We start from the raw sequence: 13,389 nt of genomic DNA, 5'->3' as shown, positions 1-13,389 counted from the left end.
TGAGCTGCTCGAGCGCTGCAGCAGAAAGGGTGGAGGAGCCGTTGCAAGGAATGCACCAGTGGCAGCGACCCTACCTTTAACCTGACCTTGGGCCGACGCGAAAAGTTTCGACTTTTTCAATGCCAAAGTGACCGCTCGGTCACAATGCGAAAATCAGTCTAGGACAGAACCTAGAGCGGCGTCGGGCAGGGCGGGGCGTTGATTTGGCGTGGGCGCAGGGCGACGGATCCATCCCGACGAAAGGTCGGCCGTGCACCGCAGCAGAGCGCGGCTGAAATGGCCTCGGCGCGAAAACGGTGAGGGCGCGCCAGGGGTTGGTGCAGATCGCTGGTGGCCTTGCCCAAAAATGGGCAGGGCCCCGGGGATCTGTTGGCGACCCAAGGCCCGGTTGAGCACGCAGCGGCTCAGCCGAGCCAGCCCAGGGTCAGCCACACCAGCACGGCGTAGCGGGCGCCCTTGGCCAGGCTGACGACCAGCAGGAAACGCTTGAGGGGTTCGCCCATGACGCCTGCCACCAGGGTCAGCGGATCGCCGATCACCGGCATCCAGCTCAGCAGCAGCGTCCAGTGGCCGTAACGCTGGTAGTGCACCCGGGCCCGCTCCAGGTGCTTCGGACTAACGGGAAACCAGCGACGCTCCTTGTAGGTGTCAAGGCGCTGCCCCAGCCACCAGTTGACCAGGGAGCCCAGGACGTTGCCCAGGGTTGCTACCAGCCAGAGCCCGAGTACCGTCAGTTGGCTGTTGTGCAGCAGGCCCACCAACAGCGCTTCCGACTGCAGGGGCAGCAGGGTGGCGGCGGCGAAGGCGGCGAGAAACAGGCCGAGGTAGGCGCTGGCGATCAACGGGCCGGGTAGTCCGCTAGCACGACATCCTGGCCGTCACGGGTCAGGCCGATGACTTGGAAGGCGTCGGCGCCCATGCCGTCCATTTCCATGCCGGGGGAGCCCATGGGCATGCCCGGGGCGGCGATGCCCAGCAGGTCGTCGCGCTTGCGCAAGGCCAGGACCTGTTCAGCGGGCACGTGGCCTTCGACGAACTTGCCGTCGATCACCGCGGTGTGACAGGAGCCCAGGCGCGGGGCCACGCCCAAGCGCTGTTTGACCGCGCTCATGTTGCTTTCCACGTGGTCGGTGACGGCAAAGCCGTTGTCCTGCAGGTGCTCGATCCACTTTTTGCAGCAGCCGCAGTTGGCGTCGCGGTGCACGTCGATGGGGATCAGTTCGCCCGCCTGAGCCAGGGAGCCGATCAGCAGGGCGGACAGGGCCGCCAGACGCAGTGAAGTTTTCATCGAAAGTCTCGTTGTCGCTGTTGAATAAGGGGCGTTGGCAGGGCCGGCCCTTGTGGGGACACGTTGGTGGTGCATTTTGCGGCTTTTTTTGCCAGCTGCCGACGGCTTTTGTTTCAAGTTGATACCAAGCCCCGGGCGCGCAGCAAGGGTTCTAGAACCACATTCGCAGCCCCAGAACCAGGCGGGCGCCGTTGTCCGGTTCGCCGTCGTTGCGGGCGTAGTCGGCGGTCCGCCCGTGGCTGCGGTTCCAGGTCACACCTATATAAGGTGCGAATTCCCGGCGCAGTTCATAGCGCAGCCGCAGGCCGATTTCGCTATCGGCCAGGCCGGCGCCCTGGCCCCGTTGCGGATCGTTGCGGCCATACAGGTTGAGTTGCGCCGACGGCTGCAGGATCAGGCGCTGGGTCAGCAGCAGGTCGTAGTCGGCCTCGACCCGCAAGGCGCTCTGGCCGCCTTCTCCAAGATAGGCGGTGACCTGGCTTTCGACGTTGTACAGCGCCATGCCTTGCAGGCCCAGGGCTGCCCAGGTCTGGGCCGTGCCGGGTTTGAAGTCCTGACGCAGGCCGCTGACCAGATCCCACCAGGGGCCGATGGCATGGCCCCAGAGGGCTTGCAGCTCGGCATGCTCAGTGACGCCCCGGGTGCGTTCACCTTCGCTGCGCAGCCACAGCCGGTCACGGTCGCCACCTATCCAGCCATTGACCTCCCAGCCCAGGCTCGTGCCGCGCTCGGCGTCCTGCCATTCGAGCCGCTCCACCAGGAAAAAACTGTTCAGCGACTTGCCGTGGAGGACGTGACCGGCCGCGCTTGGATAGACCGCCCGGCGATCGGCATCGGTCAACGGCGCAATCGGCGTACGGCTTTGCAAGGGGGCTGCGACTGGCAGGTCCGGCATCGCTGAGTGATCCATGCCGCGCATGTCATGCCCGGGCATCTGTTGTGGTGACCGGGTGTCGTGGTCCATGCCGGGCATGGACTGACCATGGGCCGGGATACCGGGCCAGGCCAGCAGGACGATGCCCAGGCCGAGACCGGTCAGCCCGCCCGGCAGCAGTGGCAGCAGGGGCGTCTCAATCGGCATGGGGCACCTCCCGTTCTTCGACCCGGACTTCGCGGAACATGCCGCTCTCCATGTGGTACAGCAGATGGCAGTGGAAGGCCCAGCGCCCGAGGGCATCGGCCGTGACCCGGTAGCAGCGGCGGGTGCCCGGCGGCATGTCGATGGTGTGCTTGCGCACCTGGAAACGGCCGTGTTCGTCCTCAAGGTCGCTCCACATGCCATGCAGGTGGATGGGGTGGCTCATCATGCTGTCGTTCACCAGTTCAATCCGCACCCGCTCGCCATACTCCAGGCGCAGGGGCTCGGCCTCGGCAAAGGCGATGCCGTCGAAAGACCAGGCGAACTTTTCCATATGGCCGGTCAGGTGCAGGGTCAGGGTACGGCTCGGTTCGCGGCCGTCGGGGTCGGCGAAGGTGCTTTTCAGATCGGCGTAGGTCAGCACCCGACGGCCGTTGTGGCGCAGGCCGAGGCCGGGGTCGTTCAGGCGCGGCGTGGGGTTCAGCGTCTGCATGTCCACCAGCGGGTTGTTGGTTTCCGAGTCCGGGTGGCGGATCGCGGCGTTCACCGCGTTGTGCTCCATCGCGGCCATGGTTCCGTGGTTCATGCCCGGCATGGCACCATGATCCATGGCGCCCATGGCCATGTCCGCCATGCTCAGCAACGGGCGCGGGTCCATGGGCGGCACCGTGGCCTTGAGCCCGGGGGCGCTGGCCAGGGTGCCCAGGGCATAGCCGCTGCGGTCCATGGCCTGAGCGAACAGGCTATGGGCACCAGCGCTGGGCTGCACCAGCACGTCGAAGGTTTCCGCCACGGCGATCCGCAGCTCATCCACCGATACCGGCTCCACGTGCTGGCCATCGGCGGCCACCACGGTCATTTTCACGCCGGGAATGCGCAGGTCGAAGTAGGTCATGGCCGAGGCATTGATCAGCCGCAGGCGCAGGCGTTCGCCGGGGCGGAACAGCCCGGTCCAGTGGTTGTCCGGTGCCTGGCCGTTGAGCAGGTAGGTGTAGGTGGCGCCGCTGACGTCGGCAAGGTCGGTGGGGGTCATGTTCATCTGCGCCCACATTGTGCGTTCGGCCACAGTGGCGGCCCAGCCGTCGCGGCCGACGTCTTCGATGAAGTCAGCGAGGGTGCGTTTGTGCCGGTTGTAGTAGTCGGACTGCTTTTTCAGGGTGCGCAGGATCTGTTCCGGCGCCTCGTCGCTCCAGTCCGATAGCAGCACCACGTAGTCGCGGTCGTAGGTGAAGGGCTCCGGCTCCCGGGCGTCGATCACCAGTGCCCCGTACACCCCCAGTTGTTCCTGGAGCCCGGAATGGCTGTGGTACCAGTAGGTGCCGTGCTGCTTGACCGGGAATGAATAGCGATACAGACCGCCGGGCTCGATGCCTTCGAAGCTCAGGCCGGGTACGCCGTCCATGTCGGCGGGCAGGATGATCCCGTGCCAGTGGATCGACGTCATCTGGTGCAGCCGGTTGCGCACCCGCAGGGTGACCCGGTCGCCCTCGCGCCAGCGCAGCAGGGGGCCGGGCAGGCTGCCGTTGACCGTCATGGCCTGGCGCGGCTGGCCGCTGAAGTTCACCGGCAACTGGCCAATGGACAGGTCGAAATCGGTGCCTGCCGCGACCTCGGGCTGACCCGGACTGCTGATGGCCCAGACCGGATTGCGCCACAGCCCCAGACCGGCGAGAGCGCCTCCGGCCGCCAGGGCCTTGACGAAGGTGCGGCGGGACGGGCTGTGTCTTGATGGGGGGAACGGCATGGCAGGCTTCCAGTCGGTCAGCGGATTGGAGGGGACTCTAATCAGCGCTGGCTGTCAGGAAACTGAGGCGGGCATTACAGATTTGTCAGTCGCCCGGATGCTCCAGATGTTGCTTGAGATTGTCCAGGGCCTGGGCCGACAGCTGTTCCATGCGCGCCCGCAGGCCGCTCAGTTGCAGGTCGGTGCAATAGTCCAGCGTGTGCCGCAACAGCGTGCCGTCGCTGTGCTTGCTCAGTTGGTAATGGACAGTGCCGTCCAGCGCCGCGGAGCTGAAGACGGCCTTGAACTCCTTGGGAAATACCGCGTTCAGCACGCGATAGCTCATGGGGATCTGTATTCCGAGGAGATTCATGACTTCGCTGAAGCGGTGACCTGCCGGCAGCGAGCCACAAAAGCCGGTGTCGGCCCGCAGGCAGGAGGGCTGCCACTCCGGCCAGCGGTCCGGCTGGGTCACGTAGTAATAGACAGTGTCGATATCGGCCTGGATATACAGCTCGTGGCTGAGCCGCTCTTGCAGCAGATGTGATTGGCGCTGACCCATGATGCACCCCACTTCCTTGTGACCGGAGCCTCCAATATAGTCCCGCCGCCTGGGGGTGCCAGCGGCGGCGGCAGACCGTTCAGCGGACTTTGAAGCGACTCATCAGGTGGCTGACCTGGGCATTGGCCTGCAACAGGCTCTGGGTATTGCTTTCACCGGCCCGGGCACTCTCCACCAGTTCCTCGACCATGTGTCGGATGCTGACCATGCTGCGGTTGATCTCCTCGGTCACCGCGCTCTGCTGTTCGGCGGCGGTGGCGATCTGGGTGCTCAGGCTGTTGATCTGGTTCACCGAGTCGGCCATTTCATCCAGGCCGCTGTTGACCCGGGCCGTGGCGTCCGCCGCGGACTGGCAACTGGCCTGGGTGTTTTCCATGGCGCTGACCGAGGAGCTCACGCCCTGGGTCAGGCGGCTGAGCATTTCGTTGATTTGCGAGGTGCTGTCCTGGGTCCGCGCGGCCAGGGCCCGGACCTCATCGGCGACCACGGCAAAGCCGCGTCCCTGTTCCCCGGCCCGGGCTGCTTCGATGGCGGCGTTGAGGGCCAGCAGGTTGGTCTGCCCGGCGATCGCGCCGATCACCCCGAGGATCTCGGTGATGCGCTGGGCGTCGGCTTGCATGGCCTCGACCTTGTGGGTGGCATCGGCCACTTCGTCGATCAGCGCAATCACGCTGCCGGAGGCTTCGCCCACCACCACCCGCGAGTGTTCGGCATGCTCGTTGGCGCGCCGGGTGAAGTCCGCGGTCTGGGCGGCGTTGGCTGCGACGCTGTCGGCCGTGCTGCTCATCTGGGTGATGGCGGTCACGGTCTGGTCGGTTTCCGAGGCGTGGCGCATCAGGATCTGCTGGCTGTGGGCCGAGGTCTGCTGCAACTGCGCCAGGCTGCCGGCCATGGCTTCGGTGGCCTGGGTGACTTTGCCGATCATGTTCTGCAGGTACTGGATGAAGTGGTTGACCGAGTGCCCGATGGCCCCCAGTTCGTCCTCGGCGCGGATCACGATGCGCCGGGTCAGGTCGGCGTCACCGGTGGCCAGGGCATCGATATTGCCCTTGAGGATCTTCATCCGCTGCACCAGTTGGCGGATCGCATAGACCTGCAGCAGCACCAGCAGGATCACCATGGGGATCTGCAACAGGCTCAGGGTGCTCAGCACATCGTCGCGCTGTGCGGTGATCAGCTGGGTGGGCAGGGCGCTGGCGAGGAACCAGGGGGTGCCTTCGATGGCGCGCATGAAGAAGGTGCTGGGCACCCCGGCGTTATCGAACTCGATACGTTGGGCGCTGTTGTCGCGACGTTCCAGGGCGCTCTGCACCTGGGCCGCGAAGGGCGAGCCGGCGGCCAGTTCCCGGATGTTCTTCAGCACGATCGGGCCATTGATCCGCGAGCTGTTGCTGATGACCTTGCCGTCGGCCTCGACGATCAGCATCTGGGCGTCGAGCTCTTTCTCCTGGCGGGCCACCAGGTCGTTGAAGAAACCCAGGGTGACGTCGATGGTGGCCACGCCCCAGGGTTGGCCGTCGCGGCGGATGGCCATGGCGCAGTTGGTGCGTGGCTCGGCGCTGGCGTCGTCCTTGTAGGCCGCGGCCCAGGCGCACTGGCCGGGAGCACTCTGCAGGCCGCCTTTGTACCAGGACTGGTCGTAGTAGTTGGGGGCCGGGTCGCTGTTCCAGAAGGTGTTGACTACCAGCTTGCCCGACGCATCACGGTGCCAGAAGGTGCTGTGCTTGTTGCGCCCCGGAGTGCGCTGGCCGGGCAGGGGCCAGATTCCGCCGCCGAAGACCTTCTGCTCGCCGTACTGGTCCACCAGGCCGGGCAGGACCTTGTCGATGCTGTCGCTGTCGAGCAGGGGCACGGTCTGGGTGATGCTGCGTTGCTGGGCCTGGACCTTGTTCAACTCGCCCTGGATGCGCTGCGCCACTTCGGCGATGCGATTGAGGACCACCTGTTCCTCGGTATGGCGCAGCTTGGGCGCCACCATTTGGCTGATGCCCACGACCGTGAGTACCAGCATCAGGACAATGAACAGGACCAGAAAGAGCGTGTAGCGGGCTTGAATCGTGCGCAAAGCGGGCATGGGACCTGTCCTTACCGAGCGTTTTTTATTATTTGGAGAGGGGGAGCCTTGTCGGGGCATCCTCAGGATGTCGGCGCGGTTTTTCTGCTCTTTAGTACGATCGTCCAAAAAAACTTCGATGTCGTTGAAAAGTGTCTCAGGTGACACAGAGGAGGGTCAGGCAGCCGCTGAACGGTTCGATCGCCAGCAGGAAAAGATCACGGTTTGCGGGTGCTGCAAACAGCCGGCGCCGCTTAAATCGGGCCTTCCGGCTAATTGTGTCGAGTTTGTACAGAAATTGTAATTTGTGGAAATAAAGCGTTGTTGGGAGGTCGTCCTGGCGTTGATACTTGCGCCCATTCAGATGATTCAACACGGCTTGCACCCAGTTTCAGACGCCAGATAAGACTTTTTCGGTCCTCTCTGGGCCAGGCTGAACAGGAGGATTGGCAAGCCGGACTACAGGAGTGTCAGCATGGCAATCGGATACGTTGGAGGCTGGACCAGCAAGGCGGGTCTGTTGGTGCAGGACGGCGGTGGCAGCGGTTCCTCCAAGCCGGTCTCGCAAAGTGCCAAGGTACGGCAGATGTTGAGCCTGGTGGGAAGCAACCCCACCGTGCTGGATATCCGCAAGATGGACCAGTTGAAGCTTCACAAGCAGATCAAGGGTTTCGACCCGACCAACGTGACCACCAAATCCCTGGGTGGCATGAGTACCTTCCTCAAGAACAACGGCCTGATTTCCGACATCACCGCGTTGAACCTGATCAACGCCGGCGACAAGTTCGACCGTTTCGGCATTCCGAAGAACCCGGATGAGCCGTTCAATGCCCTGGAATACTTCGCGATGAAGCTCGATGACATCCAGAACAACAACATCAAGGGCAACAAGTACGCCAACTACCTGGTTCCCGAGTACAAGAAGGCCATCTACGTTCTGCAGAGCCTGCAGAACTATGGCAAGGGCAACGGCACTACGGTGACCGACAAGAACGTCTCCGCCAAAGCCTGATCCAGCCGCGGCGCGCGCTCTTGCCGAGCCCGCGCCGCGTTTTTTGCGTCAGCGATCCAGCAGCGCCATCACCTCCTCGGTGTACCGGAGACCGGCGGTGGCCTGCGGGCTGAAAATGCCCTCCAGCGAAGCCAGCTCCGCAGCACTCAGGCGGATCTGCAGCGCTGCCACGTTTTCCTCCAGATAGCGCCGTTGCTTGGTTCCGGGAATCGGGATCAGGTAGTCGCCCTGTGCCAGCACCCAGGCCAGGGCCAGTTGCCCGGCGCTGACCTGTTTGTCCGCCGCCAGTTGCTGCACCTGCTTCACCAGTTGCAGGTTGCGCTGGAAATTCTCGCCCTGGAAACGCGGGTTGGAACGCCGGAAATCGTCGGCGGCAAAGTCCTCCGGGCTGTTCAGGGCGCCGGTCAGAAAGCCACGGCCCAGTGGACTGTAGGGGACAAAGGCGATTCCCAGGCGCTGGCAGGCGGCCAGGCAGCCGTTGTCTTCCTGATCCCGGCTCCACAGCGAGTATTCACTTTGCAGGGCGCTGATGGGATGCACCTGATGAGCGCGCTCAAGCGTGCTGGCCGAGGCTTCGCTCAAGCCCAAATAGCGCACCTTGCCGGCCTGGACCAGCTCCGCCATGGCGCCGACGGTTTCTTCGATGGCCACGTCCGGGTCAACCCGATGCAGGTAATACAGGTCCAGGGTGTCCACGCCCAGGCGCCGCAGGCTGCCGTCGATGGAGGCACGCACGTATTCGGGACGGCCGTTGACGCCGCGAGCCTGCGCATCGCCCGGATCGCGGACGATGCCGAACTTGCTGGCCAGGAACACTTGCTGGCGCTTGCCGCGAATCGCCTGGCCGATCAGTTCCTCGTTGCTGTGGGGGCCGTACATATCGGCGGTGTCCAGCAGGTTGATCCCCAGTTCCAGGGCGCGGTGCAGGGTGGCGACGGCCTCCTTGGGGTCGTTGCCGGTGGTGTAGAAATCGCTCATGCCCATGCAGCCCAGGCCAATGGCGGAAACCTGCGGACCCTGATGGCCCAGTTGTCGAGTGTGCATCGCTCAATACTCCGATGAGGGGGAAAGAGCGCTCAGTGTGCTACTCGACAAAAGCTGTATAAACAGGCTAAAAGCGCTATCACTATTATCATTTTCTAAATAATCGTGAGCCTGTTTCATGGACCGTTTCAATGCCATGCGTGTCTTCACCCGGATTGTCGAGCTGGGCGGCTTTGCCAGGGCCGCCGAGGATCTGCACATGCCGGCGGCCTCGGTCACCATCCTGATCAAGCAACTGGAAGCTCATCTGGGCGTGCAGCTTCTGCACCGCACCACCCGTCAGGTGAGCCCGACCCTGGACGGCGCCGCCTATTACCAGCGCTGCGTGCGCCTGCTGGCGGACCTGGAGGAGGCCGAAGCGGCATTTTCCGTGACCCGGCACAACCCTCGGGGGCTCTTGCGCATCGATATGCCGGTGGGCATCGGTCGGCTGATCGTGATTCCCGCGTTACCGGAGTTTTCTGCCCGCTACCCGCTGATCGAGTTGGAGATCGGCCTCAATGACCGCCCCGTGGACTTGATCCGTGAGGGCGTGGATTGCGCCTTGCGGGGCGGCCCGACCCTGGATGACAGCCTGGTGGCCCGGCCGCTGGTGCAGTTGCAGCAAGTGACGTGCGCCAGCCCGGGCTACCTGCAGCAACAGGGAACGCCCCAATCGCTGGCCGACCTGCAAGGGCATCGGATGGTGGAGTATTTCTCCAGTGTCAGCGGCAAGCGTTATGGACTGGAGTTCTACATCGATGGTCAGTTGCGCCCGATGGAGTTGCCCAAGCAGGTGGCGGTCAACAGCGCCGACGGCTACCTGGCGGCCTGCGAAGCCGGTTACGGACTGGTGCAGACGCCCTATTACAACGTAGCCCGACAGTTGCGGGCCGGGGTCTTGCGCGAGGTCCTGGAGGACTTTCCGGTGCCGTCGCTACCGCTGACCGCGATGTATCCGCCCCAGCGTCATCTGTCGACCCGGGTGCGGGTCTTCGTCGACTGGTTGCTGGAGCTGTTCGCCCGCCCTGGCAATGGCACCTCGCGCCCCTGAAGGCGGGCCACAGACAGCAGAACGCCCGCGGCAGGGCGGGCGTTGGTTGGGGCACAGGGAACTCGACAGGACGATGAAGGAGAAAAATCTCTTTCGCGCCTGTACCATGTGACCCCGATTTCCCCGGCGCATCCCCGAATCCGGGTAGGTGCTTGGCATCGTTCTTGATACACGGCGGATACATTTTCAGCTTCAGGACCCCGCAATGACCCAGTCACAACGCTTGAAATACTCGATCCTGATTTCCCTGGTGGTACTGGGGATCATGCTTGGCCTTTCCTACCTGCAGAACCACGGCGTCATCAGTGAAAAACTGTTCCAGTACATCGCCATTGGTGTGGCGGTGGTCGTGGTGGTGATCAATGGCGTGATGCGCCGCAAGGTCAAGCCCTGAGCCGTGGCTCGACCGTCTCAGGAGAGACCGTCGAGCACCGCCGCAGCCTGCTGGTGCAGGCTGTAGCTCTTGTCGGCGTTGAGGGTCAGCACGCCCTCGCTGCACAGGCGCTTCAAGACTTCCCGCACGCTTAGAAACGACAGCGGAATATCCAGTTCCAGCAGTTGACTGTGGACCCCCCGCACACCCAGGGAGCGCTCGCTCTGGGCGGCGGTGAGCAGGGCGTCGATGACTTTCAGGCGAATCAGGCTGGTGCGCAGGCCAAAGCTTTTCAGCAGCTGCTTGATCCGTTCGTTACTGTTGCGCTCGGCGTTCTTGCCGAAGACACCGGCGCCGGCATTCAGGGAAGGCGTGTTGTTCACGGTGATGCCGTCCATTGGCAGTTGCGGGTTGTACATGCAAAAACTCCTTAGCAGAGCCGTATCAGGAAAAGAATGATGGGTGCTCTAGGTTCTGTCCGAAAACTACCTGCGCTTCGATCATGCTGCGCACTTCGCGCCTTCGGCGCGACGTAGAAACAGGCTCGGAATGCTCATGTAGGTCCCTACACTCCGCTTCCTCGCCTGTTTTTGCCTTGCCTGATCTTTGCTCGGTGAGCTTTCGTACAGATCCTAGTAACTAGACGAACGAGCACGGCGAATCATGAAGCCCGGGATGTAGAAAAATTGTCGGTATCAAGTCACTGACCTGTCATCGCCAGGTCGGTGTTGTCCTGCGGGGGGTAATTTTTTCGGCGGCCATTCGTCCATAGGGGCAGGCAGGCGTCGGTTGATCCGTGCGCGGCCGGATTCCCAGACTGGCGGCGTTGCCAAACCCTTCCTGCACACCAGTCCTGGTTCTGTATTTTTGCATCAGGAGTCGGCGTGATCATTTCCAGGCAGTTACCGCATTTTTGCCTTGCAGCCCTGTTTCTAAGTCTCAGTTGCGGTGCCCATGCACAGGCGCAGCCCGAACCGACCCGTGCCGAGATTCGCCGCACCAGCTTTGGTGTCCCGCATATCCGTGCCAGCGACGAGCGCGGCCTGGGTTATGGCATCGGTTATGCCTATGCCCAGGACAATCTGTGCCTGATGGCCAATGAAGTGCTGACGGTGAACGCCGAGCGGGCCAGGTACTTCGGTGCCGAAGGTCAGACTCTGGAGCAGCGGGACAACCTGAGCAGCGATGTGTTTTTCAGTTGGCTGAACACGCCCCAGGCGGTGGCCGGCTTTTGGCAGGCACAGACCCCGGCGGTGCGTGAGCGCATGCAGGGTTATGTCGAGGGCTACAACCGCCAGTTGGCGGAGCGCCGGGTTCAGGGGCTGCCCGAGCAGTGCCAGGGCGACTGGGTACGGCCGCTGGCCACCTCGGACCTGGTGAAGCTGACCCGGCGCCTGCTGGTGGAAGGCGGCGCCGGGCAGTTCGCCGAGGCCCTGGCGGGAGCCACGCCCCCGGGCGTCGCGGCCCAGGCGGCGCTGAGTGAGCGTCATTGGCAACTGGCGGCAGCCCGCCAGCAAGGTTTCGCCCTGGACCGTGGCAGCAATGCGGTGGCCATCGGCAGCGAGCGTTCGTTCAACGGTCGCGGTCTGCTGCTGGCCAACCCGCATTTCCCCTGGGTCGGCGCCATGCGTTTCTATCAGATGCACCTGACCATCCCCGGCCAGCTGGATGTGATGGGGGCCGCCTTGCCCGGCCTGCCGCTGATCAATATCGGCTTCAACCAGCACCTGGCCTGGACCCACACGGTGGATGCGTCCAAGCATTTCACCCTGTACCGCCTGCAATTGGACCCCCAGGACCCGACCCGCTATCTGCTCGATGGCCGCTCGCAACCCCTGGAGCGCCAGACCGTGACGGTGCAGGTCAAAGGCGCGGATGGCCAGTTGCATAGCGAGTCGCGGACCCTCTACAGCTCGGTCTTCGGCCCGGTGGTGCAGTGGCCGGGGGAGCTGGACTGGGACCGCGAACATGCCTACAGCCTGCGTGATGCCAACCTCGACAACACCCGGGTGCTGGCCCAGTGGTACGCGATGAACCAGGCCGACAGCGTGACGGGCCTGCAAGACAGCGTGCATCAGCTGCAGGGCATTCCCTGGGTCAACACCCTGGCGGCAGATGACCAGGGCCGTGCGCTGTACATGAACCAGTCGGTGGTGCCCAACGTCACCCAGGCCAAGCTCGCCCAGTGCAGCGATCCGCGGGTCGGCACCCAGGTCATCGTCCTTGATGGTTCCCGCAGCACCTGCGCCTGGGACATCGACCCGGCGGCGGCCCAGCCGGGGATCTTTGCCGCTGGCCAATTGCCGCAACTGGCGCGCAACGATTACCTGCAGCACTCCAATGACTCGGCCTGGATGGTCAACCCGGCGGCGCCGCTGCAGGGCTTCTCGCCGGTGATCAGCCAGCAGGACGTACCCCTGAAGATGCGTGCGCGTTTCGCCCTGGATCGCTTGAGCCGGATGCCCAAGGCCCAGGTCAGCGATCTGCAGCATATGGTCACCGATGATCAGGTGTACCTGGCCGGTCAGGTGATGCCGGACCTGCTGCAATTCTGCGCGCAGGACCTGGGCCCCGACGCCCAGCGACTGGCCGCGCTGTGCGCCAGCCTCAAGTCCTGGGACCGCAGCGCCGGGTTGCAGACGGGCCTGGGCTTCGTGCATTTCCAGGGCATCATGCAGCCGCTGTTGCAGCGTCCGGATATCTGGCGGGTCGCCTTCGACCCCAAGGACCCGCAGCACACGCCACGGGGCCTGGCCATCAGCCGTCCAGCAGTGGCCCAGGCCCTGCGTGAGGCGATGCTGGCCTCGGCGCAGCAAGTGGCGCAGGCCGGGTTGGGCGCCGATGTGCGCTGGGGCGATATCCAGCAGGTGAGCCAGGGCGGGCGGCCGACCCCGGTGCCTGGCGGCCCGGAAAGCCTGGGGGTGTACAACGCTATCCAGAGCGTGCCGGGTGCCGATGGCAAGCGCGAGGTGGTGAGCGGCACCAGCTACCTGAATGTGGTCAGTTTCGATGAGCAGGGGCCGCGGGCCCTGGGCCTGCTGGCGTTTTCCCTGTCCAGCGATCCGGCGTCGCCGCACTTTCGCGACCAGACCGAGGCCTTTGCCCGGAATCAGTGGAGTGTGCTGCCCTTTACCGAGGCGCAGATCCGCGCCGATGGCCAGTATCAGTCGCAACTGATCCAGGAGCCGCGCCGGGATTCGCAGCCATTGGCCAAGTAGTGGGT

Annotated in this window: 13 protein-coding genes; 4 read left to right on the top strand and 9 right to left on the bottom strand. The window is 64.1% G+C overall.

Translation table 11 applies throughout. The features are described from left to right. Positions 1-404 precede the first annotated feature (404 nt). The 7 genes from DWF74_RS01535 to DWF74_RS30310 all read right to left on the bottom strand — a co-directional run bounded on the left by DWF74_RS01535 (position 405) and on the right by DWF74_RS30310 (position 7,080). The gene (locus DWF74_RS01535; RefSeq protein WP_115580126.1) at positions 405-842 is read right to left on the bottom strand and encodes a YqaA family protein; all 438 of its coding nucleotides are present in this window, start codon (positions 840-842) and stop codon (positions 405-407) included. Next, positions 839-1,288, bottom strand: coding sequence for a DUF411 domain-containing protein (locus DWF74_RS01530; RefSeq protein ID WP_115580125.1), 450 nt, complete (start codon positions 1,286-1,288; stop codon positions 839-841). Before DWF74_RS01530 ends, DWF74_RS01535 begins: the two co-directional genes overlap by 4 nt. 151 nt (positions 1,289-1,439) lie before the next feature. After that, positions 1,440-2,369 carry a copper resistance protein B gene (locus DWF74_RS01525; RefSeq protein ID WP_115580124.1) on the bottom strand — a complete coding sequence of 310 codons (930 nt, stop codon included), beginning with the start codon at positions 2,367-2,369 and terminating at the stop codon, positions 1,440-1,442. After that, positions 2,359-4,110 carry a copper resistance system multicopper oxidase gene (locus DWF74_RS01520; protein ID WP_115580123.1) on the bottom strand — a complete coding sequence of 584 codons (1,752 nt, stop codon included), beginning with the start codon at positions 4,108-4,110 and terminating at the stop codon, positions 2,359-2,361. Before DWF74_RS01520 ends, DWF74_RS01525 begins: the two co-directional genes overlap by 11 nt. Before the next feature lie 85 nt (positions 4,111-4,195). Then, on the bottom strand, positions 4,196-4,651 hold the full coding sequence (locus DWF74_RS01515) for an SRPBCC family protein (protein ID WP_115580122.1): 456 nt from the start codon (positions 4,649-4,651) through the stop codon (positions 4,196-4,198). A 79-nt stretch (positions 4,652-4,730) separates the two neighbouring features. Further along, the gene (locus DWF74_RS01510; protein ID WP_115580121.1) at positions 4,731-6,725 is read right to left on the bottom strand and encodes a methyl-accepting chemotaxis protein; all 1,995 of its coding nucleotides are present in this window, start codon (positions 6,723-6,725) and stop codon (positions 4,731-4,733) included. A 136-nt stretch (positions 6,726-6,861) separates the two neighbouring features. Next, complete coding sequence (locus DWF74_RS30310) at positions 6,862-7,080, bottom strand: hypothetical protein (RefSeq protein WP_146036414.1); 219 nt, start codon at positions 7,078-7,080, stop codon at positions 6,862-6,864. Between the two features lie 99 nt (positions 7,081-7,179). Here DWF74_RS30310 and DWF74_RS01505 point away from each other — a divergent pair, with 99 nt between their 5' ends. Next, complete coding sequence (locus DWF74_RS01505) at positions 7,180-7,716, top strand: hypothetical protein (RefSeq protein WP_102863460.1); 537 nt, start codon at positions 7,180-7,182, stop codon at positions 7,714-7,716. 48 nt (positions 7,717-7,764) lie between these two features. On the opposite strand, the gene DWF74_RS01500 is transcribed toward DWF74_RS01505, so the two are convergent. Then, on the bottom strand, positions 7,765-8,760 hold the full coding sequence (locus tag DWF74_RS01500; RefSeq protein WP_115580120.1) for an aldo/keto reductase: 996 nt from the start codon (positions 8,758-8,760) through the stop codon (positions 7,765-7,767). Positions 8,761-8,878: 118 nt separating this feature from the next. On the opposite strand from DWF74_RS01500, the gene DWF74_RS01495 reads away from it, so the two are divergent. Both DWF74_RS01495 and DWF74_RS01490 read left to right on the top strand, forming a co-directional pair. Next, entirely contained in the window at positions 8,879-9,793 is a 915-nt protein-coding gene (locus tag DWF74_RS01495) for a LysR family transcriptional regulator (RefSeq protein ID WP_102863462.1), read from the top strand. A 205-nt stretch (positions 9,794-9,998) separates the two neighbouring features. Beyond that, complete coding sequence (locus DWF74_RS01490; RefSeq protein ID WP_042941707.1) at positions 9,999-10,187, top strand: hypothetical protein; 189 nt, start codon at positions 9,999-10,001, stop codon at positions 10,185-10,187. Positions 10,188-10,204: 17 nt separating this feature from the next. Here DWF74_RS01490 and DWF74_RS01485 read toward each other — a convergent pair whose 3' ends face one another. After that, entirely contained in the window at positions 10,205-10,585 is a 381-nt protein-coding gene (locus tag DWF74_RS01485) for a fe2+ zn2+ uptake regulation protein (protein WP_102863463.1), read from the bottom strand. A 465-nt stretch (positions 10,586-11,050) separates the two neighbouring features. Between DWF74_RS01485 and DWF74_RS01480 the strand changes: the two genes are divergently transcribed. After that, positions 11,051-13,384: an acylase gene (locus DWF74_RS01480; protein ID WP_115580119.1), complete on the top strand. Its 2,334-nt coding sequence runs from the start codon at positions 11,051-11,053 to the stop codon at positions 13,382-13,384. Positions 13,385-13,389: the final 5 nt, after the last annotated feature.

The organism is Pseudomonas protegens, assembly GCF_003363755.1.
GTDB lineage: Bacteria > Pseudomonadota > Gammaproteobacteria > Pseudomonadales > Pseudomonadaceae > Aquipseudomonas > Aquipseudomonas danubii.
This window is presented reverse-complemented; position numbering and strand designations above follow the sequence as displayed.

Excerpts from the sequence above, each read along its gene's own strand:
- DWF74_RS01530 (WP_115580125.1), bottom strand. The coding sequence starts at position 1,288 with ATGAAAACTTCACTGCGTCTGGCGGCCCTGTCCGCCCTGCTGATCGGC.
- DWF74_RS01500 (WP_115580120.1), bottom strand. The coding sequence starts at position 8,760 with ATGCACACTCGACAACTGGGCCATCAGGGTCCGCAGGTTTCCGCCATT.
- DWF74_RS01495 (WP_102863462.1), top strand. The coding sequence starts at position 8,879 with ATGGACCGTTTCAATGCCATGCGTGTCTTCACCCGGATTGTCGAGCTG.
- DWF74_RS01510 (WP_115580121.1), bottom strand. The coding sequence starts at position 6,725 with ATGCCCGCTTTGCGCACGATTCAAGCCCGCTACACGCTCTTTCTGGTC.
- DWF74_RS01485 (WP_102863463.1), bottom strand. The coding sequence starts at position 10,585 with ATGTACAACCCGCAACTGCCAATGGACGGCATCACCGTGAACAACACG.
- DWF74_RS01520 (WP_115580123.1), bottom strand. The coding sequence starts at position 4,110 with ATGCCGTTCCCCCCATCAAGACACAGCCCGTCCCGCCGCACCTTCGTC.
- DWF74_RS01525 (WP_115580124.1), bottom strand. The coding sequence starts at position 2,369 with ATGCCGATTGAGACGCCCCTGCTGCCACTGCTGCCGGGCGGGCTGACC.
- DWF74_RS01505 (WP_102863460.1), top strand. The coding sequence starts at position 7,180 with ATGGCAATCGGATACGTTGGAGGCTGGACCAGCAAGGCGGGTCTGTTG.
- DWF74_RS01490 (WP_042941707.1), top strand. The coding sequence starts at position 9,999 with ATGACCCAGTCACAACGCTTGAAATACTCGATCCTGATTTCCCTGGTG.
- DWF74_RS01515 (WP_115580122.1), bottom strand. The coding sequence starts at position 4,651 with ATGGGTCAGCGCCAATCACATCTGCTGCAAGAGCGGCTCAGCCACGAG.